The organism is Chitinophaga cymbidii (assembly GCF_007992715.1).
GTDB lineage: Bacteria > Bacteroidota > Bacteroidia > Chitinophagales > Chitinophagaceae > Chitinophaga > Chitinophaga cymbidii.
The window spans coordinates 709,503-736,088 of record NZ_BKAU01000005.1 but is presented as its reverse complement, the minus strand read 5'-3'; the positions used below and the strand labels follow the sequence as shown (position 1 = coordinate 736,088).

At 53.9% G+C, this 26,586-nt stretch carries 21 protein-coding genes; 13 read left to right on the top strand and 8 right to left on the bottom strand.

Annotation, left to right across the window (positions count from 1 at the left end; translation table 11 throughout):
• Window positions 1-4: 4 nt before the first annotated feature.
• On the bottom strand, window positions 5-748 hold the full coding sequence (locus CCY01nite_RS21625; RefSeq protein WP_146866137.1) for a GNAT family N-acetyltransferase: 744 nt from the start codon (window positions 746-748) through the stop codon (window positions 5-7).
• A 138-nt stretch (window positions 749-886) separates the two neighbouring features.
• On the opposite strand from CCY01nite_RS21625, the gene CCY01nite_RS21620 reads away from it, so the two are divergent.
• From CCY01nite_RS21620 to CCY01nite_RS21585, 8 genes are all read left to right on the top strand, one after another.
• On the top strand, window positions 887-1,051 hold the full coding sequence (locus CCY01nite_RS21620; RefSeq protein ID WP_146866135.1) for a phosphatidate cytidylyltransferase: 165 nt from the start codon (window positions 887-889) through the stop codon (window positions 1,049-1,051).
• A gap of 25 nt (window positions 1,052-1,076) precedes the next feature.
• The gene (locus tag CCY01nite_RS21615) at window positions 1,077-1,658 is read left to right on the top strand and encodes a Crp/Fnr family transcriptional regulator (RefSeq protein WP_146866133.1); all 582 of its coding nucleotides are present in this window, start codon (window positions 1,077-1,079) and stop codon (window positions 1,656-1,658) included.
• Between the two features lie 142 nt (window positions 1,659-1,800).
• Window positions 1,801-2,253, top strand: a complete 453-nt coding sequence (locus CCY01nite_RS21610; RefSeq protein WP_146866131.1) for a DoxX family protein — start codon at window positions 1,801-1,803, stop codon at window positions 2,251-2,253.
• A 57-nt stretch (window positions 2,254-2,310) separates the two neighbouring features.
• Window positions 2,311-2,676 (top strand): hypothetical protein, encoded by a 366-nt coding sequence (locus tag CCY01nite_RS21605; RefSeq protein WP_146866129.1) that lies wholly within the window; start codon window positions 2,311-2,313, stop codon window positions 2,674-2,676.
• Window positions 2,677-2,816: 140 nt separating this feature from the next.
• Window positions 2,817-4,079 (top strand): TolC family protein, encoded by a 1,263-nt coding sequence (locus CCY01nite_RS21600; RefSeq protein WP_146866127.1) that lies wholly within the window; start codon window positions 2,817-2,819, stop codon window positions 4,077-4,079.
• A 10-nt stretch (window positions 4,080-4,089) separates the two neighbouring features.
• On the top strand, window positions 4,090-5,151 hold the full coding sequence (locus tag CCY01nite_RS21595) for an efflux RND transporter periplasmic adaptor subunit (RefSeq protein ID WP_146866125.1): 1,062 nt from the start codon (window positions 4,090-4,092) through the stop codon (window positions 5,149-5,151).
• Window positions 5,151-8,255 (top strand): efflux RND transporter permease subunit, encoded by a 3,105-nt coding sequence (locus tag CCY01nite_RS21590; protein ID WP_146866123.1) that lies wholly within the window; start codon window positions 5,151-5,153, stop codon window positions 8,253-8,255. The genes CCY01nite_RS21595 and CCY01nite_RS21590 overlap by 1 nt, the downstream gene beginning before the upstream one ends.
• A 152-nt stretch (window positions 8,256-8,407) precedes the next feature.
• Window positions 8,408-9,199: a hypothetical protein gene (locus CCY01nite_RS21585; RefSeq protein WP_146866121.1), complete on the top strand. Its 792-nt coding sequence runs from the start codon at window positions 8,408-8,410 to the stop codon at window positions 9,197-9,199.
• Window positions 9,200-9,231: 32 nt separating this feature from the next.
• Here CCY01nite_RS21585 and CCY01nite_RS21580 read toward each other — a convergent pair whose 3' ends face one another.
• Complete coding sequence (locus CCY01nite_RS21580) at window positions 9,232-10,125, bottom strand: class I SAM-dependent methyltransferase (RefSeq protein WP_146866119.1); 894 nt, start codon at window positions 10,123-10,125, stop codon at window positions 9,232-9,234.
• A 185-nt stretch (window positions 10,126-10,310) separates the two neighbouring features.
• Between CCY01nite_RS21580 and CCY01nite_RS21575 the strand changes: the two genes are divergently transcribed.
• The gene (locus tag CCY01nite_RS21575) at window positions 10,311-11,819 is read left to right on the top strand and encodes a flavin-containing monooxygenase (protein ID WP_146866117.1); all 1,509 of its coding nucleotides are present in this window, start codon (window positions 10,311-10,313) and stop codon (window positions 11,817-11,819) included.
• Between the two features lie 3 nt (window positions 11,820-11,822).
• Window positions 11,823-14,141: an ATP-binding protein gene (locus CCY01nite_RS21570; protein ID WP_146866115.1), complete on the top strand. Its 2,319-nt coding sequence runs from the start codon at window positions 11,823-11,825 to the stop codon at window positions 14,139-14,141.
• Here the strand turns inward: CCY01nite_RS21570 and CCY01nite_RS21565 are convergent.
• Together CCY01nite_RS21565 and CCY01nite_RS21560 are read right to left on the bottom strand one after the other, a co-directional pair.
• Window positions 14,110-14,868 (bottom strand): LytR/AlgR family response regulator transcription factor, encoded by a 759-nt coding sequence (locus CCY01nite_RS21565; protein WP_146866113.1) that lies wholly within the window; start codon window positions 14,866-14,868, stop codon window positions 14,110-14,112. The genes CCY01nite_RS21570 and CCY01nite_RS21565 overlap by 32 nt on opposite strands.
• Before the next feature lie 48 nt (window positions 14,869-14,916).
• Window positions 14,917-15,747: a sensor histidine kinase gene (locus tag CCY01nite_RS21560; RefSeq protein ID WP_146866111.1), complete on the bottom strand. Its 831-nt coding sequence runs from the start codon at window positions 15,745-15,747 to the stop codon at window positions 14,917-14,919.
• A gap of 128 nt (window positions 15,748-15,875) precedes the next feature.
• Between CCY01nite_RS21560 and CCY01nite_RS21555 the strand changes: the two genes are divergently transcribed.
• The 3 genes from CCY01nite_RS21555 to CCY01nite_RS21545 all read left to right on the top strand — a co-directional run bounded on the left by CCY01nite_RS21555 (window position 15,876) and on the right by CCY01nite_RS21545 (window position 19,907).
• The gene (locus tag CCY01nite_RS21555) at window positions 15,876-17,690 is read left to right on the top strand and encodes a sensor histidine kinase (protein WP_186831193.1); all 1,815 of its coding nucleotides are present in this window, start codon (window positions 15,876-15,878) and stop codon (window positions 17,688-17,690) included.
• A gap of 14 nt (window positions 17,691-17,704) precedes the next feature.
• Window positions 17,705-18,337 (top strand): response regulator, encoded by a 633-nt coding sequence (locus tag CCY01nite_RS21550; protein WP_146866107.1) that lies wholly within the window; start codon window positions 17,705-17,707, stop codon window positions 18,335-18,337.
• A 124-nt stretch (window positions 18,338-18,461) separates the two neighbouring features.
• Entirely contained in the window at window positions 18,462-19,907 is a 1,446-nt protein-coding gene (locus CCY01nite_RS21545; RefSeq protein WP_146866105.1) for an RNA-binding domain-containing protein, read from the top strand.
• A gap of 89 nt (window positions 19,908-19,996) precedes the next feature.
• On the opposite strand, the gene CCY01nite_RS21540 is transcribed toward CCY01nite_RS21545, so the two are convergent.
• Genes CCY01nite_RS21540 through CCY01nite_RS21525 form a run of 4 tightly spaced genes read right to left on the bottom strand, consistent with a single transcriptional unit; the run spans window position 19,997 to window position 26,581 of the window.
• On the bottom strand, window positions 19,997-21,214 hold the full coding sequence (locus tag CCY01nite_RS21540) for a thioredoxin family protein (RefSeq protein WP_146866103.1): 1,218 nt from the start codon (window positions 21,212-21,214) through the stop codon (window positions 19,997-19,999).
• Window position 21,215: 1 nt separating this feature from the next.
• On the bottom strand, window positions 21,216-22,034 hold the full coding sequence (locus CCY01nite_RS26785) for a thioredoxin fold domain-containing protein (protein WP_222614463.1): 819 nt from the start codon (window positions 22,032-22,034) through the stop codon (window positions 21,216-21,218).
• Between the two features lie 12 nt (window positions 22,035-22,046).
• Complete coding sequence (locus CCY01nite_RS21530; protein ID WP_146866101.1) at window positions 22,047-23,465, bottom strand: RagB/SusD family nutrient uptake outer membrane protein; 1,419 nt, start codon at window positions 23,463-23,465, stop codon at window positions 22,047-22,049.
• Window positions 23,462-26,581 carry a SusC/RagA family TonB-linked outer membrane protein gene (locus CCY01nite_RS21525; protein WP_146866099.1) on the bottom strand — a complete coding sequence of 1,040 codons (3,120 nt, stop codon included), beginning with the start codon at window positions 26,579-26,581 and terminating at the stop codon, window positions 23,462-23,464. The genes CCY01nite_RS21530 and CCY01nite_RS21525 overlap by 4 nt, the downstream gene beginning before the upstream one ends.
• Between the last annotated feature and the right edge of the window lie 5 nt (window positions 26,582-26,586).

The following is a 26,586-nucleotide window of genomic DNA, read 5'->3' as shown; positions in this document are numbered from 1 at the left end:
CCATTTAACCGCCGGCTTTTACAGATCCCTTCAGCCGGAACCCGCAGGGCTGCAACCCCGCTTTCAGCAACGTAGCCTTTGAAGCGCGGTTATTGATATTGCACCGCGCCGCCGGCACGCGCCCCATCCCGTAAGCCTCCCTTTTCAGTTCCTGCACGATCAGGCCGCCCAGCCCTTTCTCCTGGAAAGGCTCTCTGACACTCATGTAAATATCCGCGTAAGGCAGGTTATAATTCAGCATCAGCCCGCCGCTGGCCGCGATCTTCCCATCCAGCACCAGTACATAATCACTGTCATCATCTCCCGTCTCATCATCCGCCGATCTTTTACGGAAAACAGTACCGGGAACGCGCAGGTCCGTTACCATTACGTCCTCGAAAAGAATAGCTTCCGCATGGATATTCGTGGCATAGGCGTATAGCATGGCGCTAAGCAAAAGATCATTGCTCTGGCATTCGATAAAGGATGTACCGGTAAGCGTCAGGAATTGCGGGAAAATAATATCGGCAAGGTGCCGGAAAGGCTTTGTCAGAAAGTATTCAAAGATCGTATCCCGGTCCTCCCGCCGGTCCGTTCCCCACACCGCGCCATATCCCACCCGCTGGCCGTCCAGCAGGAAAAGATACGTGTCCGCCCATCCGTAATCATGACATTTATTGCAGACGAACTGGGCGTTCAGCTCATGGAGGTAGATGGTACGCAAGGCGCGTACTTCGTCCAGCGGGGCTTTAACGATCTTTACTTCCATATACGGAAATTAAACATCTTTTGTAGAATAATCTACCCATATAGTTGCCGGCCAGGTTTCCCGGAACCGGCCCCGCGGCATTATTCCCAAAACGGCACAGTATATGTTCCTGCACTGTTGTTCATCAAATCAGCGATTATGAAGCAAGTTACTTTTTTACTACTGGCAGCCATTGCCATGACATTAACAAGCTGCGAAGTGATAGGCGGTATATTCAAGGCCGGGGTATGGACGGGGTTGCTGCTGGTGGCGGTTGTGGTGGGGCTGATCATCTTTTTGCTGTCGAGAGGCCGGGGGAAATGAGCCCCGGAAATCGTACCTTCCTCACATGGAGCACCTTTTCTCACTAAAGCAGTCCCTCCTCTCCATAGCCCCGCTGCCGGCGGAAGAGTGGGATGCCTTCAGCGAAGCCGTTATCACAAAAAATTTCCGTAAAGGCGACTATCTCTGCCGCGAGGGACAGGTGGAGAATTACATTTATTTCCTGAACAAAGGCGCCACCCGCCACTATTTCCGGAAAGACGGCAAGGAGTTCACCGTAGACTTTCATTTCGAAGGGGAATTTGTGACCGCCTATTACTCTTTCCTCACCCGGAAGCCCTCTCCCATCAACGCGGAAGCGATCGACGACACCGAAGCTTTCCTCATTCCGCATCAGTACCTCCACGAGTTCTACGACCGGCATCATATGGGCGAGCGCATTGGCCGCCGCATGGCGGAATACAATTATATCCGCCGGCTGGAAAGGGAAATGGCCCTGCTGTCCCTCACCGCCGAAGAGCGCTATCATCAGCTGGTGCAGCGTCATCCCGCGCTGGTGCGGCAGATATCCGTCAAGCACCTCTCATCTTACCTGGGTATTCAGCCGGAAAGCCTCAGCAGGATACGGAAACAATACGGCAAACAGTGATTTTGGGGGAGACCGGCGTTTGTATCATTGGTCTGCCGCCGTTGCGTCGCACACTTGTACGGCATCCACGGAAACTAACATACATCATTTTCTGCCGCCGAAGCGTTGCTGAACTTTGCGGAAACAAACAATAAACACCCTCATGGTTGAGATCGTATTACTCGTTGCTTTCGCCGCCGCCCTGCTGATCATCCGGGCAACCACCCGCCGCTGGAATTTCGCGCTCAGCGGGCGCATCGCCATGTGCGCCATGCTTTGCTTCACCGCACTGGGACATGTCATGTTCCCCCAGGGCATGGCCATGATGATCCCCCCTTTCATCCCTTTCAAGGTGGAGCTGGTCTACCTCACCGGCCTGCTCGAAGTAGCCGGCGGCATCGGCCTGCTGATCCCGAAGTTCAGAAAGCTCTCCGCCATCCTGCTCATTATCTTCTTCGTGCTCATCACGCCCGCCAATATTTACGCCGCCATCCATCACATCGACCTGCAAAAGGCGTCCTACGACGGCCCCGGCCCCGCATACCTCTGGTTCCGCCTGCCCTTGCAGCTTTTCTTCATCGCATGGGTCTGGTACTTCGGTTTAAGAAAGCCTTAACATCATTTTAAGCCCATTTTAAGCTACCCGCGGGCATTTAATGCTATCTTTGGCACCATGCGCAAAACACTGGCATATATATTCCTTGCCTTATACCTGAATACCGCCATGTTCCTGCCGGTAACAGGGCACAATGCGCATCGTGCCGGAGAACGGATCATCGATCATATCAACAGCGGCGTGGAGTTTCTAGTGCAGACCGTCATGGGCTGTAAAGACACCTCGCCGGATGACCGGGAGGAAAAGAACAATTCCTCCAGATTCCTCTCCCAGTCCGGCATGCAGGTATACCTCGTAACGCCGGAAATACAGCTGGAACAGCAACCGGACGGCAACCAGAAGATCATCTACCCTCCCGGCATCGATCAGAAACCCTACAGCATGCCGCTGGACATCCTGTCCCCTCCACCGGACGCGGCCTGATCCTTCTCACGCATTCACCCGTAAACGTTTGCGCGCTCTTCACAGTCGCGGGCTCGTGAACGCATGTGGGATTCCTCTGCAAACTTTACCCATTCTTCATGACCACGGGCACCTGACCACGCCCCGAAAAAAGCAGCACCATGCACTGCATTCGTATAACCCTGTGCGTTATCAGCCTCCTGCTAACGCCGGGCCTGTATGCACAGGACACCTTGCATATCACCCTGCAACAGGCAGAACAACAATTCCTGCAACGCAACCTCGCCCTGCTGGCGGAAAAATATAACATCTCCATCGCGCAGGCGCAGGTGATACAGGCAAGGCTGTACAACAATCCCAGCCTTTCCCTCGGCGGAAGCATCTACAACCCCGAACAGAACAGGTTTGCGGACGTTGGCAACCGCAGCGGCCAGTACACGATCGAAGTACAGCAGCTGATCACCCTCGCCGGCAAGCGCAACAAACAAATAAAGCTGGCGCAGACGGAAGCCTCCATGGCGGAAAGCCGGTTCTTCGAACTGCTCCGCACGCTGGGCTATACGCTGCGCAGCAACTTCTACGAAGCCTGGTACCTGCAAAGCTCCATCCATGCCTTTGACGTACAGGTACAGCAGCTGGAACAGCTGGACCGCACTTACCGGGAGCTGCAGGCCAAAGGCATCGTAACGCCGCGCGACGCGGTCCGCATACGCTCGCTGCTGTACAGCCTCAAAGCGGAACAGGTTACCCTGCAAAACCGGTTCAATACCATCGAAGGTGAGCTGCAATTATTATTGCAGGACAACCATACCTGGTACATCCCCGATGCAAGGGACCTCAACATGCAACCAGTAAGCGCATACAGCCTGCAAAGCCTGCTGGACACCGCATTCACCAACCGACGGGACCTCCGGCTGGCACAGCAGGCGCTACAGCACAGCACGCAGCAGTATGCCCTGCAAAGATCGCTCGCCGTGCCGGACATGACCATCGGCGCGATGTTCGACAAACGCAGCGATTATATCGAAAACGCCAGCCTGCTCAATATCGCCTTCGACCTGCCGTTCTTCCACCGCAACCAGGGCAGTATCAAAGCCGCCAGGGCCGGCATCGCGCAAAGCAAAGTGCTGCTGGAACAGCAAACCGCCACCGTGGAAAATGAAGTGCGCACCGCATTCGCCAGGGCCGTGAATGCGGACAACATGCTCCGCTCCGTGGACCCGGACTTCCGCGGCGAATTTGAAGCCCTCCTGCAAAGCGTCACAGATCATTTCATCAAAAAAAATATCAGCCTGCTGGAGTTTACGGACTTCTATGAATCCTACAAGGAAAACCTGCTGCAACTGAACGAAGTGCAGCATGAACGAATGCAGGCGATCGAATCCCTGAACTATGCCATCGGAAAAAATTTGCTCAACAATTAATGCCTGTAAAATGAGATCGTTTACTATCTGCATCATGCTCGCCGCCATATCATCCTGCACCTCGCCCGCGCCATCCTTCGTGAAAGAAGAAAAACCGGTATCCGACAGCCTCGTCCGGCACCTGCAAACAGCGCCGGTGACCATTGAAGAAATGGAAGACGTGATCAAGCTGAACGGGAGGATCACACCCACCGAACAAAAGCAGGCCCGGGTATACGCCCTCGTGAGCGGGCGCGTGCAGTCCGTGAAAGTAGAGCTGGGCGACCCCGTGAAACAGGGACAGGTGCTGGCAGTCATACAAAGCTCCGAAGTAGCGGGCTTCACCAATGAACAGTCTCTCGCCGCGGCCAATCTCGCCATCGCGGAAAAGAACCTTGAAACACGGAAATCACTATACGAAAGCAACCTCGTCACCGAACAGGAATGGCTGTCCGCACAAACAGAATACAATAAAGCAAAGTCGGAACTCATAAAGGCGGAGCAAGTGTCTGCTATCAGCGGCGGAAATACGCTAAAAGCCCCCATCACGGGGAGTATCATCGAAAAAAACATCACCGGCAATTCGGAAGTAAGACAGGATAATGACAACGTCCTCTTCACGATAGCAGACCTCTCCACCGTTTGGGTCATCGCCAGCGTCTATGAATCGGACATCCGTAACATCCACCTTGGTGACGCGGTTAAAGTCACCACCCTCGCCAATCCCGGCAAGGAATATACCGGCCGTATCGACAAGATCTACAACGTGCTGGACCCCGCCAACCGCACCATGAAGGTCCGCATCAGCATGCCCAACCCCGACCGTGAGCTGAAGCCTGAAATGTTCGCCCGGGTATACCTCACCTCCCGCACCAAAGGGGGCAGAAAATGCTGCATCCCCGCAAAAGCGGTGGTGATGGATAACAGCAAACGGTATGTGATCGTGAAGAAAGACACCACGCTGTCCATCCGCGAGATCAGTCTTATAAAACGCATTGGCGACAAAGCTTTCATTGAGGGGCTGCAGGAAGGGGAACAGGTGGTAACACAGGCGCAGGTATTCATTTATGATGCATTAAATGTTAAACAGTAATGACCAAAGCCATTAAAAAGATCATCGCCTTTTCACTGAAGAACAGGCTTTTCATATTCCTGGCCACGCTCCTGCTTGTGATCTGGGGCGGCATGGCCTACAAAAACATCCCTATTGAAGCATTCCCGGATGTGACGAATACACAGATCACCATCATCACCCAATGGCCGGGCAGAAGCGCGGAAGAAGTGGAAAAATTCGTGACCGTGCCGGTGGAGATCGCCATGAACCCGGTGCAGAAAAAGACCTCCGTCCGCTCCACCACCGTGTTTGGCCTGTCCGTGATCAAAGTGATCTTTGAAGACGGCGTGGAGGATTATTTCGCCCGGCAGCAGGTGAACAACCTGCTGCGCGACGTGGCGCTGCCGGACGGTGCGGACCCCGATGTGCAACCACCCACCGGTCCCACCGGCGAGATATTCCGCTACACCCTCCGCAGTGAAACGAAAACGGTGCAGGAGCTGAAGACGCTGCAGGACTGGGTAGTAGAGCGCCGATTGCTCGGCGTTCCCGGCGTGGGCGACGTGGTGAGCTTCGGCGGCGAAGTGAAGACCTACGAGATCAAAGTGAACCCGCACAAGCTGGCTTCCTTCGATATCACGCCGCTGGACGTATACGAAGCCGTATCCAAAAGCAATATCAACGTGGGCGGCGATGTGATCGTGGACAACTCGCAAGCGTACGTGGTGCGGGGCATCGGCCTGCTGAACAACACCGAGGAGATCGGCAATATCATTGTAGACAACATCAACGGCACGCCCATCCTGGTAAAAGACATCGCGGAAGTGGACATCTCCTCCCTGCCACGCCTCGGTCAGGTGGGCCGCGATCTGTCCAACGACGTAGTAGAAGGCATCGTGGTCATGCGCAAAGGCGAGAACCCCAGCGAAGTGATCCGCCGTGTGCAGGAAAAGATCGACCAGCTCAATGAAAAAATACTGCCGCCGGACGTACAGATAGATACGTTCTACAACCGCAGCACCCTCATAGAATATGCCACGCATACCGTGCTGCACAACATGCTCGAAGGCATTGTGCTGGTAACGGTGATCGTATTTCTCTTCATGGCGGACTGGCGCACCACGCTGATTGTAGCGCTCGTAGTGCCGTTGGCGTTATTGTTCGCCTTCATCTGCCTGACCCTGAAAGGCATGTCCGCCAACCTGCTCTCGATGGGCGCGATCGACTTCGGCATTATCATAGACGGGGCGGTCGTTATGGTGGAAGGGATTTTTGTGCTGCTGGACCACCAGGCGAAGAAAGTGGGGATGGAACGGTTTAACAGGATGAGCAAGCTGGGTATTATCAAGAATACCGGCGGTGAGCTGGGCAAGGCGGTATTCTTCTCCAAGCTCATCATCATCGCGGCGCTGCTGCCTATTTTCGCCTTTGAAAAAGTAGAAGGTAAAATGTTCTCGCCCCTGGCCTGGACGCTGGGCTTCGCCCTGCTCGGCGCATTGATCCTCACGCTCACACTGGTGCCCCTGTTAAGCAGCCTCCTGCTCCGCAGGAACGTGCGGGAGCGGCACAATCCCTTCGTGGAAGCGGTGACCAACGGCGTGATGAAGATGTTTTCTTTCACCTACCGCCGGAAAGCGTTCACCCTGATGATATCGGCGGTGACAGTGGTTTTCGGGCTTTTCCTGTTCCGGTTCCTGGGCAGCGAGTTCCTGCCGGAGCTGGACGAAGGCGCCATCTACATCCGCGCCACCTGTCCGCTCAGCATTTCGCTGGAAGAGTCGCGGGACCTCGCCAACAAGATGCGCCGCACCATCCGGGAATTTCCGGAAGTGAAACAGGTGATGTCACAAACCGGCCGCCCGAACGACGGCACCGACGCCACGGGGTTTTATAATATCGAATTTCATGTGGACATCTACCCGAAAAAAGAATGGAAAAGCGGGAAAACGAAAGAGGAACTGATCGCGGAGATGCAGGAGCGGCTGGCCTCACCCGGCGTCAACCTTAACTTCTCGCAGCCGATCATGGACAATGTGGAAGAGGCGGTGTCTGGTGTGAAGGGTTCGCTTTGCGTGAAGATCTATGGCGACAGCCTGAACTACACCGAAGCCCGTGCATATGAAGTTTATGAAGTGATGAAAGGGATTGAAGGTGTGGAAGATCTTGGCGTGATCCGCAACATTGGCCAGCCGGAAATGCGGATAGAGCTGGACGAGAACAAGCTCGCGCTGTACGGCGTGACCACGGCGGACGCCAATGCCACCATAGAAATGGCGATCGGCGGGAAAGCCATTTCGCAGATATATGAAGGAGAACGAAAATTTCAGTTGAGATTGCGCTACCTGGACAAGTACCGCGAAAACGCGGAGAACATCCGCAACCTGCTCATTCCTTCCATACACGGCACCAAAGTACCGATCAAGAACATCGCTGACATCCGGACGCTCACGGGTCCAAGCATCGTGTTCCGTGACGACAACGAGCGCTTCACCGCCGTGAAGTTTTCCATCCGCGGGCGGGACATGGGCAGCACCATCGCGGAGGCGCAGCAGAAAGTGAACGCCGCCGTGCAGCTGGACAAAGGCTATGAAATGAAGTGGGCCGGCGATTTCGAGAACCAGCAACGGGCTACCAAACGGCTGACGCAGGTGGTACCGATCAGTCTGCTGATCATCTTCCTGATCCTTTTCATCATGTTCGGGAATATCCGGGATGCGGGCATGGTATTGCTGAACGTGCCTTTCGCGATCATTGGCGGTATTGCGGCATTGCTGATCACCGGCACCAATTTTTCCATTTCGGCGGGCATCGGCTTCATTGCGCTGTTCGGTATCTGTATCCAAAATGGCGTGATACTGATCTCGGTGTTCAAGAAAAATCTGCTGGCTACCCGCAGGCAGGAGAATAACCGGGAGCGGATGGAGCATGCGATCAAATCAGGGTTACGGACGCGGGTGCGCCCCGTGGTGATGACCGCGCTGATGGCCGCTATTGGATTGCTGCCCGCCGCATTGTCTACCGACATCGGCTCCGAAACGTCGAGGCCGCTGGCCATTGTGGTGATCGGCGGGTTGATCACCGCCACAATACTAACGCTGCTGGTGTTCCCGCTGTTCTTCTACATCGGGTACCGCAAGCGGTAAGCGATAAGCGCAGAATGCTCATGCATGTCACTGCAACAATGGTACGGCTAAGCGCAACATACGGGGCCGGCTGAACGATTTTTTTGGTTAATCATTTGTGAATTAACGGGCATTCAGCCGGCGCCCTTATGATTTGTTGGTATTTTCACCGCATGCGATGCTTATGGTGTTTCATGCTGCTGGCGCTGAACAGCAGCTACGCACAATCCAGCCGGTTTCTGCCGGGTACCTGGGAAGGTATCCACAAGATAGACCATATCAAAGACAGCGCTTACATCAGCATTACCATAGAACAAGTAACGGGGCGGACGTTTTCCGGCACCAGCTACGGGCATTTCTTCCAAAACCCGCAGCATAATTACTACCGCGGCCGCATCACAGGCAAGATCGATGGGGACAGGATCACGATAGACATTCTGCCCATCAGCGATAAGAAGCTCGCTGACTATCCAGGATTTTACTGGTGTACCGGCCGGTCTGTCCTCACGCTGCAAATAGAGAACGGGGCATATGTAATGGCCGCCCGGCAAGACCCTGACGGCTGCCTCACGGGGGCCATGCGGTTGAGGAAAAAAGTCGCTCCCGCCGAAAAACCGGAAAGCCGCCGCAACATCCTCGCTCAAACCATCCATCTTACCAGCCCACAATTCCGCGTAGCGCTCTACGACAACGGCACGATCGACGGAGATACCGTTTCCGTTTACTTCAACGGCCAACTCGTTGCGGACCGTCAACCCTTAACCGCAAACCCGTTTGTCATCGATCTCGTAGCCAGCGATACAGCGGACAACGAACTGATCATGTACGCGGAAAATGAAGGGCGTGTACCGCCGAACACCGCGCTGATGATCATTTACGCTGATGACAAAACTTACCGGGTGAAGCTCAACGCCGGGAACCGCACCAATGCGATGGTCCGCTTTTTAAGGAAGAAAAATCCGTAAAACTTTTTTCACCGGCCTCCGGAGATGCTGCGCTATCTTACTTTCACGTGCAGAAAGAGATTCACACCTTCCAGCTCCTTCCCAACATAAATATCATCTTCCGCCGCGCCCGCTTCTTTCGCCATCGCCACCAGCAACTCCGCCGAACGATGATGCAGGTACCAGTCCCCCGCCAGCTCCATGCAGCTGCGGCTGGGATTCCCGGTGCTGAAATTGCCGATGATCACTTCGCCGCCGGGCTTCGTCCATGTGATGAACTTGCGCAGCAGCTTCACGAACACGCTATCCTCGAAATAATCGAACAGGCCGGCGCTCCACACCAGGTCGAACTGCTCGTCCGTTGAAAAGCGGAATATATTCTGATGGATGAAACGGATGTGCCGCATATTGTCTTCATTAAGTCCCGTTGCATAAGCGATCGCCTGTTCATCCGCTTCCACGCAGGTAGCATGCAATGCGCCTGTTGGAATGCGGGTGAATACTTCCGAAAGGTCACGCGCCGGGCCGCTGGCCACGTTCAGCAGGCGCAGCGGGGCAGCTTGCAAACGGCCGAGCACTGTGCGGATAAAATAATCCTTCCTGTTCCTCACCGCTTTGGTGGCAGGCTGATTGTTCCAGTAGCAATCCCATTTTTCAAAACGCCGGTCGGATGATACATGCTCGCGGTAGATCTTGTCGATGATCATAAAATCGCCCGCATAACCGTAAGGCTTCAGCCTGCAATGGCCGTGCAGCGTATTTTCCATGCCTTCCGTTTCGAAGCTGCTTTGCAGTTGCGCCATTTCAGCGGCGCTGAGCCGGCCGGTACTGCAATCCCGGTAAAGCTGATCGAAGATGCCGTTCAAAGTATCGTATTCTTTTACTTCCGGACCGCCGTTGGCGATCACCTGTTGCAGAAAAGCGAGGGGTTGATAATTTGTTTTCATTTTGGGGTGATGATTTTAGTTGGATACAAATATGCGGCAGGCAGACGCCGGATCGACAGCGGAATTAACGGAAAGGATATCCGGATTAACGGATCAGAATTCCGTTAAGCGAAACGGCATCTGCGTTAATTCAGCATTTGCGGAGCCGGCAGCCGTACTACTTTAGCAGCATTAAAACCCCAGTCATGAAAAACATCGGTATTATCGGAGCGGGCCTCAGCGGCCTGGCAACAGCAAAAGCATTCCTGCAGGAAGGTTACCGCGTAACGATCATTGAAAAGGCAGCCGCCATCGGCGGTGTATGGGAACAAAGCCGTTCCTACCTTGGCGTGGCCACGCAAACCACCCGCGATGAATATGCTTATTCAGATTATCCCATGCCCGCGGATTATCCCTTATGGCCTTCTGGCGCACAGGTACAGGCATACCTTACCGGCTATGCAAAACAATTCGGCATCTTGCCGCACATCCGCTTCCGTTCGGAAGTGACCAGCCTGCAATATCATCACGGCCAGTGGTACATGCAGATACACGACCTGGACCATCACCTGGACGATATGATCAGCTTCGACTATGTGGTGATCTGCACCGGCACTTTTCACAAGCCGTATGTTCCCCAGTTCCCCGGCCTCCAGTCCTACCGCGAAGCAGGCGGCCAGGTGCTGCATTCCAGCCAGGTGAACGACAAGGCCCTGCTGAAAGACCGCTCTGTAGCTGTGATCGGCTTTGCCAAATCCGCAACGGACATCGCCACGCTGGCGGTAGACAGCAGCCGGGACTGCACCCTCGTCTACCGTAAAGCACAATGGAAGGTGCCGCGTTACTTCGGCAACCTCATCAACATGCGCTACCTGCTCTTTTCCCGCTTCTCCGAAGCCTTCTTCAACGCGCCGTACAAAACAGGTTTCCAGCGCTTCCTGCACTCCGCCGGCAGGGTGATCGTATGGATGCAGTGGCGCGGATTAGAGCTGCTGCTGAAAAAGCAATTCTCCCTCAAAGCCTGCGGTATGGTGCCCAACCACCGGATAGAAGACCAGATCAGCTGCAGCCTGGGCGTAGCGCCGGAAGGATTTTACGAAAAAGTAAAAAGCGGCCGCATCAAAGCGCATCAAACGGAAATTGCAGGCTTCGAAGGCCGCACCATGATATTGCGTAACGGCGAAACGCTGACGCCGGACCTGGTGGTATGCGGCACCGGTTTTACACAAGGACTTCCCTTCCTGGAGAAGATCCACCGGGACAAAATCATCGGTGCGGACGGCAGCTTCCACCTGTTCCGCAATATCATCCATCCGGACGTGCCGCAGCTCGGCTTCGTGGGATTCAATTCCAGCCTCTTCACCACCCTTACTTCCGAAGTGGCCGCCAACTGGATGGTGCAATATGCAAAAGGACAGCTGCACCTGCCGTCCCGCAAAGCCATCGATGAAGACATGCGTTTTATCTCCCGCTGGCGCAGGCAGGGCCGGCCCATTTCGTCCGAGTTCAGCGGCACCTGCGTGGCGCCTTTCAACTTCATGCACCTCGATCAGCTGATGCGGGACATGGGGCTGCGCACCAAAGCCACACGCTGGCTGCCCTATGAATTTTTCAAGCCCATAAACCCGAAAGATTATCGTATTTTGCTGGAGAAAAACCGCCCCCGGGGTAATAAACAGGTCCACGTTTATCCCCAGCCAGATCTAATCCGTTAATGTATGTACGAATCCACCAGCATAGCTGCATTGCAGCAAAAGATAAGGGAGCTGGAAGAAGAGAATGCCCTGTTACGCAACCAGATGATCGTCCGGTCAACCGGCAGCGCGGTACAGGTACCGGAGCACTTTAAACCGCTATTCGCAGAAGCAGAGGCCGCCGTAAAACAATATTTTTCCGACGTTCGCATGGACCCCACCAAAGGCACCATCGAGATCAGCGATGAAAGGTATGTGCTGGTGCGCGCCTCCGCTTTGTCAAAAGACTTCCTGGACAGCATTCTGAGCCTGTATGCGGACCGTGGGGAAACGGAAGCCTTCGGCATCGGGCGCAATTTCCTGTTCGATATTTCCCACGCCATCGGCATGAACGACGCGAAAGCATTTCATGAAAAGATGCAGCTCACCGATCCTATTTCCAAGCTCTCCGCCGGCACGGTGCACTTTGCCTATGCCGGGTGGGCGTTCGTGGATATTCTGCCGGAAAGCAACCCAACGCCTGACGATAACTTCTACCTGGTATACAATCACCCGTATTCCTTTGAAGCGGATGCCTGGAAACGCGCCGGAGCTTTGTCCAAATGGCCGGTATGCATCATGAGCGCCGGTTATTCCTCCGGATGGTGCGAAGAGAGCTTCGGCATTCCACTGACGGCGGTGGAAGTAAGCTGCACGGCGCAGGGGCATGAGCGTTGCACGTTCATTATGTCGCCACCGCACATGATCGAAAAGCATGTTGAAAAATACCAGCAGGCGCAGGTAAAGCGCGTGCCTACGGCTATCCCCACTTTCTTCCAGCGGAAGATCGTGGAGGAACAAATGGAAAAGGCGCGCATACTGGCGGAAGAATCCTCGCGGGCGAAATCCGATTTTGTGGCGAACATGAGCCATGAGATCAGAACGCCGCTGAACGCCATCATCGGCTATTCCGACCTGCTGTACAAAACACCGCTCGATCCGCAGCAGCAGCAATACCTGCACGCCATCCAGACCTCCGGCAACAGCCTCCTCGCCATTATCAACGATATCATGGACCTCTCCAAGCTGGACGCCCGTAAAATAGATATCGACTGCAGCGCCGTTTTCCTCCCCGACCTTTTCCGCAATGTGCAGACCATGCTGGAATCCAAGGCGCGGAGCAAGGGCCTGCAATACCGGTCGCATATGGATGCGCGGCTGAGCTTTCCCGTGCTGGGCGACAGTCTGCGGCTGACGCAAATATTGCTGAATCTCATTGGCAACGCGATCAAATTCACGGAAGAAGGCGACATAGAGATCCACTGCACCATCGTTGAAATGACCGCCACACAGGTGAAAGTGCAGATCCGCATCACAGACACCGGCATCGGCATTGCACCGGAAAACCTGGCGATGATCTTTGAACGTTTTACGCAGGCGGACACCACCATCACCCGGAAATACGGCGGCACCGGCCTGGGGCTCGCCATCACAAGGGAGCTGGTAGAGCTGCATGGCGGCACCATCAGCGTGAACAGCGCGGAAAACAAGGGAACGACCTTCATCATCCGCCTGCCTTTTGAAAAAGCCGCGCCGGCGCAGATACCAGCCGCCTCCCGCAGACCTGTTTCGGGCCACGGGCACAAGCATGTACTCGTAGTGGAAGATGAAGCGATCAACCGGCAGCTGATGGCCCACATGCTGAAGCGCAACGGCTACACTGTGAGCGTGGCCGGCAACGGGCAGGAAGCGCTGCAATGCCTGAAGAATACGAAGGTAGACATTGTGCTGATGGACCTTCACATGCCCGGAATGGACGGTTATGAAACCACCGTGGAAATAAGAAAAACGCTGCAGCTGGATACGCCCGTTGTGGCCTTTACCGCGCATGTTTTCGGCAAGGAAGAAGACAGGTACCTCGAGGCAGGCATGAACGGTTACCTCACCAAACCCGTTCGGGAAGAGGATGTGATAGCCGTTATCACCCAATACACGCAACCGGCGGTTACCGATCTCGGCTACCTGCTGCAGCAGACCCGCGGCAATCATGCTTTTGTAATGAGCCTGATCCATACTTTCGTGCAGGAGAACCCTGCGAGCATACAAGCGCTGGAAACCGCCATCCTGGATAATAACCGGGACGGCATGTACAAGATCGCGCATACGCTGCGTACGTCCACCGGGCTTTTTGGCCTGAACGAAACCAGCGACGCCCTGCTGCATATCGAACAGGGCGGCGACAATATCCTGGAAGCGTTTAAAAAGGTGAAACAGACCTGCGCAAAAGCAGTGGAGGAACTGCGCGGGATCACACCGGAGAAACTGCAAAAGCTTACACCGTCCGGTGAGACATCAGCAACATGAACTCGTCTTTTTTCTTCGGAGAGATCGCCACCATGGCGTCATCGCTCATAACGGCATAACCGCCGTCCGTTTTGATCCAGCGTTTTACTTCTTTCAGGTTGATGATATAGGAGTTGTGGATACGGAAGAAGCCATGCCCGCCAAGGATCATTTCATACTCCTTCAGGTTCTTGCTCACCATGATGGGGCTGCCGTTCTTCAGGAAGAAGGTGGTGTAAGGCCCCTTGGCTTCCAGCCGGATGATGGTGGACAGGGACACGTAATGCACGCCGTCGGAAGTGGAAAGGCTGATGGAGTAATCTTCATCCGATGATTTTTTGAAGTTGCGCAGCAGCACTTCCAGCCGCTGATCTTCCCCCTGGCTGCCCAGTTGCTTCACGGCCTTTGCCACGGCCTGTTCCAGCTCTTCGAGGTTGATGGGTTTCAGCAGGTAGTCCACCGCGCTGAATTTGATAGCCTGGATCGCATAATGATCGAATGCCGTAGTGAAGATCACATGAAAATGATGGTCACTGACCTGCTGCAGCACATCGAAGGCCGTGCCTGTCTGCATTTCAATGTCCATAAAAACGATGCGGGGGTGATGCTGGTTGATAAATTCCACGGCTTCTTCCACAGAACCGGCCGTACCGGTTACTTCGAGCTGGGGGCAGAAGTCACGGACAAGGTTATTCAGGAAATCGCGGCTCAGTTTTTCATCTTCGACGATCAGCGCGCTGTATTTCATACATACATTGTTTGAGGTAAGGACAAAAATATTAAAATAGGTGAATATTCAGGTAATAACGAGTACCGCCCTGTTCCATGTTTCGCCGGATTCCAGGTGGTGGCTGATCTTGCGGGAATGCTGCCGGTTGAATACCTGTATCCTTCTTTCGAGGAGGTCTTCCTTGCCGTCATAAATGCCTTTCATCTGCTCCTGCTTTTCGGATTGCCGGCGGTCGCCGCCATTGTCCCACACCTCGATCATAACGCCATCATCCGTTCCTTTCAGGGTTACACGAATCCTGCCGGCGGTAGCCTGGGGGAGGTTCAGCACGCCCCTGTACAATGCATCTTCCAGCAGCGTATGGGTGATCAGCGGCGGAACGCCCGTCTGGTCCACTTCCTCATCCAGCTCCACCTCATATTCAAAGCGCCCCGGGAAGCGGTACTGTTCCAGCCGCAGGTATTCGCCGATCATATCGCTTTCATCTTTCAGCCGGATGAATACCTCGTCCCCGAAAACGATCACTTTCCGCAGGAAACCGGAGAACCGCCCGATGTACTGCAGCGAGGTCCTTTTATCGTCCTTTGCAATAAAATACTGTAAGGCATTGAGGGAATTGAACAGGAAGTGCGGATTAAGCCTGGCCTGCAATATCTTCAGCTTCAGCAGCTGGTTCAGCTGCACGATCTCCTCCTGCTGTGCCCGCACGCGCTGCTGCAACCGCCGGTAGCCGTACAGGCACGCGGCAACGGTCATTACCAGCAGGATCAACACAACAACGGCTTCCAGCCCCAAACCACCCGGCACTTTCTGTTGTAACGATTCAGCCCGGACCCTCTTTACCAATAGCAGCAGTGAAATGTACCCCGCCGGGCGAACAATCTTTACGATGCGCATATAACACCAAATATCCCCAAAAATTGTTCAAAACTGCCGTTCACTTAACAGAACCACCATTTGGCTTAACGAATACATATCTGCCTGATTATATGTATCTTGACGGCCTAAAGAGCACAACCATACCTATGCGGCGGTCCCTTTTGCTGATCCTACTTCTTTTTTCCTCCGCTGCTGCGCTGGCGCAGCGGGGTAATTTCCATGTGTGGGAAGACCATACCCGCAACGCAACGGCCACACAGGCGCTGGAAGCGTACCGGCAGGGGAAATTCCGGCCGCTGGCGCCCTCCTACCTGAACCCGGGCTTTACGGAATCCGTGTACTGGGTGGCGCTGGGTGCTATTCCGCAGCCAAAGGAACTGATACTGGTAGCGGATAACGCGCATGTCAACCACCTGGAATGGTATGCGGTGAAGGATAGTGCGGCCGCATTGCTTGCCGTTACGGGAGATTTCCATCCTTTTTACCAACGGCCGCTTATTCACAATACTTTCGCTTTCCCGCTGGAACCGCGGGCCCCGCTGTACCTGCTGAAAGTGGACAAAGCTTTCGAATCCCTGCAGGCCCCGCTGAAGCTCGTTACCATGCAGGAGCTGCAAGACATCCGGACCGGGGAGGCGTTGATGAACGGCATACTCACCGGCACTATATTGCTGATCATACTCTTCGGCATATTCCTTTTCGCCACCACGCGGGAGATGGTGTATGGATGGTACGCACTTTACGTGTTTTGTATGCTGGGCTGGATATGGGCGAACCGGGGGTTGGGGTTTCACTATTTGTGGCCGGATTCCGTTTATTTCGCCAGCCGTTCCCGGCTGACATTTGCCACAGCCAGCCTCATTGTAAGCGTACAATTCCTCAGCGCCTTCATCGGCCTGGACCCGAAAGGGCGCAACCGCAAGATATTATGGGGCTTCCAGTTCATCTGGGCCGTTACGCTCGCCCTGATCCTCTGGCCGATGGACTACACCGTTTTCGAGCGGTACAGCATGCTCCTGCAAAGCACCATTCCGGTTTTTACATTGATCGGTGTTTTTTTCATTATCGGCGCACTGATCCAGAAGATCCGCAAAGGCAACATGCCCGCCCTCCTCTACCTGGCCGGCACCACTGTATTGCTTGCTTTCGTGGCCGCCGAAAGCCTTTATCATCTCGGTAAGGTAAAGCTGCCGGAATTTTTCTCGCACTTCGGCGTATTCACCGGTGTGGTGCTGGAAATGATCATCATCACATTCGGGCTGGCCGCACGTTTCAACACCTACAGAAAAGAAAAGGAAGCGGTGCTGCTGCAAATGAACGAACAGCAAAAAGCGCTGACAGATACGATCATCACCGTGGAAGCGGCACAACGGAAACAACTGGCCGACACCTTGCATGACGAGATCGGTTCGATGCTGTCCCTCGCCTCGCTGAACCTCGGCGCTGCAAAGAATGAACCGGCGATAGAACAAACCCGGGGATTGCTGATGACCGTCAGTCACACGATCCGCAACATCAGTCATCAGCTGACGCCGGTAGCCATCGAAAAATACGGGCTGCTGCATGCCATCAGTGACATGGTGCAGATCGCCAACGCCTCGGGGAAGATGAAGATAGAACTGATACTGGTCGGCTTCAAAAATGAGCTGTCGTATCCATCCAATTACCAGCACACGATTTACCGTATCATACAGGAACTGTTGCAGAATATCATAAAACATGCCGGTGCTTCCAACGTGCTGATACAACTGGTAGAGCTGGAAGACAGCTGCACCATCATCACGGAAGACAATGGCAGGGGCATAGACCTCGCCGCCATGGGGCCGGACTTCCTGCGAAGCGTGCGCTCCAAGGTGGAATACCTGCAGGGGCGGATGAATATCGACAGCCAGCTGCAACAGGGCACCATGACTAATATCGAGATCCCCTTACCGGGAAAAACATTGACTGAATTGTATTAAACCCACATTTGCTTATGCCGCACCGACTGATCATTGCAGACGACCACCAGCTACTCATAGACGGACTGACCGCCGTACTACACGAACCCGGCGAGTGGGAAATATTGCCACCCGTCAACGACGGCCGCCAGTTGCTGGACCGCCTGGCCGTATCGCCGGTAGACATTGTTTTACTGGACCTGAACATGCCGCATATCGACGGCATCAAAACGCTGGAGCTGCTCAAAAAGCAACATCCTCATGTAAAAGTGCTGGTACTGACGAACTATAACCAGCCACAGCTGCAGGCAGAAGTGCGCAAGCTGGGCGCCAACGGCTACCTGCTGAAAAACAGCTCCGCCGCCGTCTTAAAGACCGCCATCCGGGCCATTCTCTCCGGACAAGAGTATTTCGAGGAGTTACTGCAGCCGGAAACATCGCTGCCCGCCTACTTCATCGACGAGTTCATGAAAAAATACCAGCTCACGCGCCGCGAAGTGGAGATCATCAGGATGGTGGGCAGTGAGCTGACAAGCAAAGAGATCGGCCATCAGCTGTCGATCAGCGAGTTCACCGTAAACACCCACCGCAAGAACATCCTGCGGAAACTGGAAGTGAAGAACACGGCAGGACTGCTGAACTTCGCAAAACAACATGGAATTTTGTAACGGTACCGAAATTAACTACCTTCATCAAGCTACCCCACCTTTTATGTGTTTGTACCCGGTCCGGGACCTGGATCTGTGATCCGTTTCCCTGGCCATATTATGTTCCATTGTTAAAAGCAAGATGATGACATCAGACAAGTTACAGCAAATATTGCAGCAAGGTGAAGGACTGGAAATAGAATTCAAAACATCCGCCTTCGAATTGAATAAAGACGCTTTTGAATCCGTTTGTGCCTTTCTGAACAGGAGAGGCGGGCATTTGCTCCTTGGCGTCAATAATAACGGCGGCATTGAAGGTGTGATCGAAAACTGTATACCGGACATCATCCACAATATCGTCACCAATGCCAACAATCACCAGAAGCTGAACCCGCCGTTTTATCTGTCTCCGGAGGTGATCGATATCGATGACCGCAAAATAATTCACCTGTACATACCCGAAAGCTCGCAGGTACATAATACCAACGGGCGGATTTTCGACCGGAACGATGACGGGGATTTTGACATTACCAAACATGCCGATCAGGTAGCCAAACTATATCTCCGGAAGCAGACTACCTATTCGGAAAACAACGTCTTCCCTTACCTGGAACTTGCGGATTTTAAGCCGGCACTGTTTAAAAGGATAAGGGTACTTGCGGAGCATGAGCGGGCAGGTCATCCCTGGATGGAAATGTCGGATGACGAGCTTCTGCGTTCAGCAGGCTTGTACAAAAAAGACCCGCTCACGGGCAAAAGCGGCTATACCCTCGCAGCAGCGTTACTTCTCGGAAAAGACGAAACCATCATGAATGTGCTGCCGCATTACAAAACAGACGCCATCGTCAGGATCAGCAATCCGGATCGTTTTGATGACAGGGATGATATTCGGACCAATCTTGTTGACAGCTACGACCGGTTAATGTCGTTTATCGGCAAGCATCTCCCCGATAAATTCTATCAGGAAGGCGAGCATCGTACCAGCCTGCGGGACAGGCTGTTCAGGGAAGTGATCAGCAACCTGCTCATTCACCGGGAATTTACAAATGCCTTTCCGGCCAAGCTCATCATTGAAAAAGACCGGGTGTATGCCGAAAACTGGAGCCGGCCCCACGGAGCCGGGTTAATCGACCCAGCCAACTTTGCCCCGTTCCCTAAAAATCCTGTTATTGCAAAATTCTTTAATGAAATGGGAAGGGTAGACGAATTAGGCTCAGGCGTCAGGAGCACATTCAGGTACTGCAGCGTATATACACCTGGTGCACATCCGCAGTTTATAGAAGGCGATATATTCAAAACGGTCATTCCTCTGAAAAATATTGGGAAAACCACGCCAGTAAAGGAAAGTGGATGGCCCCAGGTTCGGAGAAAAGTTCGGAGAAAGTTCGGAGAAAAGTTCGGAGAAAGTTCGGAGAAAATCCTGCTGGTGATCTTCCGGAGTAATGGATTATCTGCGTCGGCTATTGGAAAAGAAGTGGGCATTTCTTCCCGGGCGGTGGAAAAGCAGCTGGCCCGGCTGAAGGACCTGGGAATCATCAAACGGGTAGGCCCCGACAAAGGCGGTTACTGGGAAATATCTGACCTCTCCTGAGCGCCGGGCGTCAGCCGGAGAAAAAATAAAAGGCTGCCCGCAGGAGACATGGGGCAGCCTTAAAGTTTTCATAGAGGGATAGTAATGATTTATTTAGTGGGTGTAATCGGTTTAAGCATTTGAAATGACATGCCCGACTTGGCCGCTTCCAGCTTCTCCTTATCCATGCTCTTTCGAATGGTCGCAGCGAGGTCATGATCTCCTTTCTGCTCCAGCAGGTTAGCGTAGAGGTCCAGGTAGATCACTTTCTGGTTGGCATTCAACCCTGGAATATCCGTGGTCAGCAATTTGGCCCAGGCCGTCGCTTCCTTCAGCGCTTTTTTGTTTTCGCCGCCGAAACGGTGGATGCTCTGCGCATAACCGTACAGCCAGTCGCCCCCGGTGGCGTTCATCGGGATGAGCTTTGCTGACAGCATGCGGTTCACCACATCCGTATATTTATTCCAGTCACGCAGGGAATAGTGCACCGTGAGCTTCGCTTTCGCCCTGACCTCTGCCTTCTTTGCATAGCTGGTCTGCTCAAGCTTGTCCAGAAAGTCTTTGAACCCCTGCTCATCCAGCACCGCTTTCCCCTTATCCGGATAACTGATGTACTGCTGGGGCCATTTCAGGAAAGTGCTGTAGATCTTCTGCTCCACCTCCTCCTGTCCATAGCGTTTGCCGAAGTCCGCGGCATGCGCTGTGAGGTACAGGAACGGCGCGGAAGATGCGTCTTTGACATGCTCTTTCAGTATCTCCCAGTTGGCGGCCTCTATCCAGGTATTGGCGGGCTGCGCCTCCAGCCAGGACAATGCCACCTTACCGGCCTCCACCTGCTCATACGCATTTTGCAGCGCCTGAAGATAAACGGGCGTGTTCTCAGCTGCATGCTGGCTGAGATAAAGCAGGTTGCGTTTCGGACTGATCGCATCCAGGCCATGCTGGATGAAGCTAACCGTATCTGTCTGCCCTACCACCTTATGCACGACTTCGCCATCGCCGTTAATGAAAAGATAGGTGGGGTAAAAACGGATGTTGTATTGCTTGCGCAGCGCAACACCCTCACCTTTCTCCATATCGATATAAGCATTGATAAAATTACGGTTGAACACCTGCCCTACTTCCGGCACACTAAAGACGTTCTTCGTCATCCATTTACAAGGGCCGCACCATACGGCGTAGGCATCCATGAAGATGAGCTTGTTCTGCTGCTTTGCTTCGGCCAGCATGGCTTTCCACGTCCAGCTGCTATCCCTGAACGCTATCTGGCTCTTTGCCGGGAAGCTGAGCGACAGCAACAGGCTAAATATGATCGTATATGCTCTCATGTTATTTTTTGTTTTGCTGTGCTTGTTTACCTACCGCAATGAACTCCGGCGCTTCCTTATAGCCGCCGTTGCGGTGAACGATCTTTCCATCCCCATCGATGTACAGAAAATCCGGATAAGCCTTGATCCTGTATTTCTTCACCAGCGCCGGGCCATCTCCTTTTTCCATATCCATCGATACATTGATGAAATGGCCGTTATAGTAATCCGCTACCTCGTCCAGCGTAAATACGTTCTTCGCCATCATGATACAAGGGCGGCACCAGGTGGTATAGGCGTCCAGGAAGATGAGCTTGTTCTCTTTCTTCGCTTTCGCCAGCACCTCTTTCCAGGAACCCTTCGTAAAGGTGATGGAGCGGGTATTGCGTGCACGCATTTCCGCTTCCGACAACGCTTTCCGCGCTTTTTCCATCAGCAGCGAATGATCCTTTACTACAAGGCCGGCGCCTACAAAATCGATCTGGGTGGTATCCCTGTCAAAGAACACATACACGGGATACATGAGCATGGCAAGATGCGGTGCGAACTTCTTTCCGGCTTCGGAATTCATGTTCACCCGGATGTTGATGCAATTTTTGTTGAAGAAGTCGGCCACGGAATCCTGCGTGAATACTTTTGATTCCACTTCTTTCGTCACCGGCATAATATTCATGCCCCTGACATCTACAAATACCAGCTTACCGGTTGACCGGGCCTTAGCCACGGCGGCTTCAAAGCTGATGTCTTCAAACTGCACAGACTGCTGTGCATAGGTCACCGAACAACATAACGTGAGAATAGCTGCTGCTGCCAATTTTACAATTCCTCTAACTGCGTACATATAATGTGGTTTTTAATTTTGATAGCCTGTGTTCTGCTGGATCAGCCCGTTTGAAATATCTATTTCCGACTGCGGCACCGGCAGTACTTTACGCTTCTCTTCCAGGTCCGGCGTCTGCAACGGGCGGCCTGTACGGATCAGGTCGTAACGGTAATGCCCTTCAAAAGCCAGTTCCCATCTGCGTTGCTGCAAGATCGTGTTTACCAGCGCCTGCGCGTCCGCAAAGTCTGCAACGGTGTAAGGCGTTGCATCGGGCAATGAGCGGCTGCGTACATCGTTCAGCCATTTCACGGCGTCCTGGGTTACGCCTTCCGTTTCCGCAATGGCCTCCGCAGCCGTGAGCATCACCTCGGCCAGCCGGATCACGGGCACATTGTCCCGGCCATTCGAATTGTTGAACTTGAAGGTGGTCAGCTCATTGAAATGGTCCGGGTTATATACCTGGTCACCTTTGAACATCAGTTCGCTCACCCGCTTGTCTCCCGCTTCGAAAGACTGCGTAAAACCGCTGTTGATCCAGAACGATCTTTTGAAATAATACCCGTTGCCCAGATTGTTATTCATGCTGGTGGATGAGCTGGTCATGTGGCTGACGGGGAAGGCCAGCAGGTATTCTTTCGTGAGCGTTTGTGCGGTGCCGTTAGGATTGGCGGGAAAAAGACTGGTCAGTGAAGATGTCAGCTCATAGATGGCCGGCACTTTCGTCAGCACTTCCCTGGCCGCGGCGGCCGCTTCTTCCATCCGTCCCATATAGAGATAGGTCCTCGCCAGCAGGGCACGCGCACCTCCTTTGGTGGCGCGGGAGCGTGTGCGGAGGTCGCTGGACTGGTTGTCTTTCAGGAAAGGAATGCTTTCCTCCAGGTCCTTGATGATCTGCGCATATACGGCCGCATTGGTGGAACGGGCGATCACTTCACCCGTATTATATCCTTTGAACGGCGTAAGCTGCAAAGGCAATCCCCTTCCTTCCATCTGTCCGCTCAGCGCACCGTCTCCGAAGAACTTCAGCAAATCCAGGTAAGCATAGGCGCGGATAAAACGCGCTTCGGCCACCAGCGGGTCCTGCACTTCCTTCGGGTAGGCGGCGTACGCCGGGATGTTGGCAATCGCGTTGTTGGCAAGGTTAATGGATTTAAAGTAGACCGTCCACAGGTCCGCGATCACCGCATCGTCCGGCGTACTCTGCCCGTTGGCGTAAATATCGTAATAGGTGCTGTGGCGAAGGTTATCCGTCGTAAAATCGCCGTATACATAGGCGATGTTGCTGGTCACCGCATCGAGCAGGTTGAAGTAAACCTCAGCCAGCGCCTGTTCGGTGCCGGCTTCTGTTTTGAACACCTCACGGTCCGTCAGCGTATTTTCCGGCGCAAGGTCCAGTTGCCGGTTACAACCGATAAAACAGATCACCGATATAAAAAACAACTTTCTCATAATCCTACGTTGATTCCGAATTGATACGTTTTAGTTTGCGGCATGGTCAGCTCGTCGTACCCCGACTGCAAAGCGGAAGACCCAAAGGCATTGACTTCAGGGTCCAGGCCGGAATAGCCGGTGAGCGTGAACAGGTTGGTGCCGGCTGCAAACAATTGCAGGGAGCGTAAGAACTTCAGCTTTTCCGGACGGATGGTATAGGCCAGGCGCAGGGTGCGCAGGCGGAGATACGAAGCGTCTTCCAGGAAGCGGCTGTTGGTCCTGCTGGTGGTATAGTCCCGGAGGCCCGAGGCGCTGCCGGGCGAAGTGGTTACGGAATTGTTGACCAGCTTCGGGATGTCCGTTTCATGACCCGGCACCAGCCAGTAGTTCAGAATTTCCGTGCTGAGGTTAAAGGCATCTTCCGTTACATAAGTAAGCAGTGTAGCCCTCGATCCATTGATCATCTTGTTCCCCACGGAGAAAGAGAAGAATGCGTCCAGCTCCCAGTTGCGCCAGTTGAGCGTATGCCCCATACCGCCGTAAAAATCTGGCAGGCTGCTGCCGTAAGAACGCCTGAAATCATTTACGTCTTCCACCACGGCAAACAATGACGCGGGCGGCGTAAAGCTGACGTTGCCCTTGTTGTCGCTCCACTGCGGATTGCCAGACATGGGATCTACTCCCCGCCAGTCATACAGGTAAAACTGTGCCGCGGGCTCTCCCGCTTTCATGTATTTCCAGGCATCATTGGCCAGGCCCACTTCCTTGCCGCTGAAGTTCAGGCGGAGTATCTTGTTCGTATTGCGGGAGATGTTGAAGTTGGTAGACCAGGCAAGATCCTTCCGGCGGATGATCTCGGCCCTCACCGTCAATTCCAGGCCGGCGTTCATCATATCCCCGATGTTCTGCGGCTGCGATACCCAGCCCTGGTAGAGCGGAATGGCGGAGGAGAGGATCATGTCCTTAATGCGGCGGTGATAATAATCCAGGGTGATGTTGATGCGGCTGTTCAAGAGCGTAGCATCCAGGCCCACGTCGATGGAGCGGGTCCGTTCCCATTTCAGGTTGGGATTGTCCGGCTGGAGGATTTCAAGGATGGGTGTTCCCGCGTAGCTGAGATTATCGTCGTTGAGCTGGTATTGCCCCTGGCTTCCATAGTAGGAAGTGGAGTTGTTGTTACCGGTGAAACCGATGCTGCCACGCAGCTTCAGGTCATCCAGCCACTTCTTTTCCTTCAGGAACGGTTCTTCTGAAAGGCGCCACCCCGCGGAGAACGACGGGAAGCCCACATACCGGCGGTTCCGCGAAAAACGCGACGAGCCATCGAGCCGGTACGTGACGCCGGCCAGGTATTTGTTCCGGTACTCGTAGTTCAGCCTTCCGAAGAAGGAACTGAGCGCCCACCGCTGCGTAAGCGCGGCTTTCACATATTTGTTATTGGCCGCGGCAATGCTTTTGATCGCATCATTGAAAAAGCCGTAGCCGCCGAGCGACAAAATGGATTCGGTGGAATGTTCGAAGCTCTGACCCGCCACTGCGTTGATGTAGTGATCGCCGGTAGTTTTCAGCACGCTGATCGTATTGTTTGTAACGATCTTCCGGTTCTGCGAAATGGAGCTCACGGCATCATCGCCATAACCACTCGGGCGCTTTACCCTTCGCGTGTAGGCATCGCCGTTGCTAAGCTGCGTACCGAACTCCGAGCGAAGTGTCAGCCATTGCAAAGGCTTCAGCTCCAGGAAAATATTACCCAGCCCTTCCGATGTTCTCAGGCGGTTGGTATTGAGCCGCGCATCCGCAACAGGGTTCACGTCCATGCTGCCAAAAGGATTGGTGCCGCGGCCATAATTATAGCTCCCGTCCGCATTGAATACCGGCAGGTTCGGCGCTTTTTGCAAAGCCGCGCGGTAGATCTGCATGGCATTCATGGAGGAATTGTCCACATAGCTCATGGACATGCTGATCCCCGCCAGGAAGACCTGGGACGGGCGGTAATTAAGGTTCACCCGGCCGCTGTACCGCTTGTAATCGTTATTGATCACATACGAAGGCTGGCTGGTATAAGATCCGCTGACATAATACTGCGCTTTCTCTCCGCCGGCAGACAGCGAGGCGTCCGCCTGCTGCGATATGGCCGTGCGTGTGATCTCATCCACCCAGTCCGTATTATCCTGCCCGCTGAACGTATAGTTCTGCCCCAGCTCTTTGTAGTATTTGTTATATACTTCATTGTACTGCGGGCCGTTCAGCAGTTTGTATTTGCCGATGGGCTGCACGGTGCCGGTGATCATCCGCACGTTGAAAGATTCCGCGCCTTTTTTACCTCTTTTGGTAGTGACAAGGATTACCCCCGCGGAGGCCCTGGAACCATAGATGGCGGTAGCATACGCATCTTTCAGTATTTCGATGGATTCGATGTCTGCCGGATTGAGGGCGGACAGCGGATTGTTCTCGAAATCCTGTGGCGGCGTATAGTTATCAGCCACGGAGGTACCGTTAAAGCCGACCGACGGTGTAGTGGAGTTGTTAAAATTCCGGTTGTTCAGGTCTTTACCCGAGCCATACACCGGAATGCCGTCGATCACAATGAGCGGTTGGTTACCATCCGGGTTGAGCGTACTCAGGCCCCGGATGGTGATAGCGGTAGCAGACCCCGGCACGCCGGAGCTGGAAATGATATTCACCCCTGCCGCTTTGCCGATGATGGCATTGTCGAATGACAAGGCGGGGGATTTGGACAGCTCCTTTGCATCGATGGAGGCGATGGAGCCGGTGATGTTGCGTTTGCGTTCGTTACCGTAACCGATGATCATCACCTCGTTGAAGGTGCGCTGATCTACGGGCAGCGCCAGCGTAAGCAGGGAGGTCTTGCAGGCGGATTCCAGCTTGTGAAATCCCACAGCAGACAGCACCAGCGTATCCGAAGGCTTTGCCAGTATCTGGAATTTCCCGTTCTCGTCCGTAATGGTGCCCCTTGACGCGCCTTTGATCTTAACGGTGGTGAATGGGACTACAGTGCCGTCTTTGGCGGACTTCACGGTGCCATCGATCTTCCGCATTGTTGTATCACGTTGTGCATGGAGCGCCTGGCTTCCACCAAGGAAAAGCAGGGCCAGCACCAATGTATTTCGCATGTTTC

What these genes read in the sequence shown, in the direction of transcription:
- CCY01nite_RS21625 (WP_146866137.1), bottom strand. Translation starts at nt 748, where the DNA reads ATGGAAGTAAAGATCGTTAAAGCCCCGCTGGACGAAGTACGCGCCTTG.
- CCY01nite_RS21620 (WP_146866135.1), top strand. Translation starts at nt 887, where the DNA reads ATGAAGCAAGTTACTTTTTTACTACTGGCAGCCATTGCCATGACATTA.
- CCY01nite_RS21615 (WP_146866133.1), top strand. Translation starts at nt 1,077, where the DNA reads ATGGAGCACCTTTTCTCACTAAAGCAGTCCCTCCTCTCCATAGCCCCG.
- CCY01nite_RS21610 (WP_146866131.1), top strand. Translation starts at nt 1,801, where the DNA reads ATGGTTGAGATCGTATTACTCGTTGCTTTCGCCGCCGCCCTGCTGATC.
- CCY01nite_RS21605 (WP_146866129.1), top strand. Translation starts at nt 2,311, where the DNA reads ATGCGCAAAACACTGGCATATATATTCCTTGCCTTATACCTGAATACC.
- CCY01nite_RS21600 (WP_146866127.1), top strand. Translation starts at nt 2,817, where the DNA reads ATGCACTGCATTCGTATAACCCTGTGCGTTATCAGCCTCCTGCTAACG.
- CCY01nite_RS21595 (WP_146866125.1), top strand. Translation starts at nt 4,090, where the DNA reads ATGAGATCGTTTACTATCTGCATCATGCTCGCCGCCATATCATCCTGC.
- CCY01nite_RS21590 (WP_146866123.1), top strand. Translation starts at nt 5,151, where the DNA reads ATGACCAAAGCCATTAAAAAGATCATCGCCTTTTCACTGAAGAACAGG.
- CCY01nite_RS21585 (WP_146866121.1), top strand. Translation starts at nt 8,408, where the DNA reads ATGCGATGCTTATGGTGTTTCATGCTGCTGGCGCTGAACAGCAGCTAC.
- CCY01nite_RS21580 (WP_146866119.1), bottom strand. Translation starts at nt 10,125, where the DNA reads ATGAAAACAAATTATCAACCCCTCGCTTTTCTGCAACAGGTGATCGCC.
- CCY01nite_RS21575 (WP_146866117.1), top strand. Translation starts at nt 10,311, where the DNA reads ATGAAAAACATCGGTATTATCGGAGCGGGCCTCAGCGGCCTGGCAACA.
- CCY01nite_RS21570 (WP_146866115.1), top strand. Translation starts at nt 11,823, where the DNA reads ATGTACGAATCCACCAGCATAGCTGCATTGCAGCAAAAGATAAGGGAG.
- CCY01nite_RS21565 (WP_146866113.1), bottom strand. Translation starts at nt 14,868, where the DNA reads ATGAAATACAGCGCGCTGATCGTCGAAGATGAAAAACTGAGCCGCGAT.
- CCY01nite_RS21560 (WP_146866111.1), bottom strand. Translation starts at nt 15,747, where the DNA reads ATGCGCATCGTAAAGATTGTTCGCCCGGCGGGGTACATTTCACTGCTG.
- CCY01nite_RS21555 (WP_186831193.1), top strand. Translation starts at nt 15,876, where the DNA reads ATGCGGCGGTCCCTTTTGCTGATCCTACTTCTTTTTTCCTCCGCTGCT.
- CCY01nite_RS21550 (WP_146866107.1), top strand. Translation starts at nt 17,705, where the DNA reads ATGCCGCACCGACTGATCATTGCAGACGACCACCAGCTACTCATAGAC.
- CCY01nite_RS21545 (WP_146866105.1), top strand. Translation starts at nt 18,462, where the DNA reads ATGACATCAGACAAGTTACAGCAAATATTGCAGCAAGGTGAAGGACTG.
- CCY01nite_RS21540 (WP_146866103.1), bottom strand. Translation starts at nt 21,214, where the DNA reads ATGAGAGCATATACGATCATATTTAGCCTGTTGCTGTCGCTCAGCTTC.
- CCY01nite_RS26785 (WP_222614463.1), bottom strand. Translation starts at nt 22,034, where the DNA reads ATGTACGCAGTTAGAGGAATTGTAAAATTGGCAGCAGCAGCTATTCTC.
- CCY01nite_RS21530 (WP_146866101.1), bottom strand. Translation starts at nt 23,465, where the DNA reads ATGAGAAAGTTGTTTTTTATATCGGTGATCTGTTTTATCGGTTGTAAC.
- CCY01nite_RS21525 (WP_146866099.1), bottom strand. Translation starts at nt 26,581, where the DNA reads ATGCGAAATACATTGGTGCTGGCCCTGCTTTTCCTTGGTGGAAGCCAG.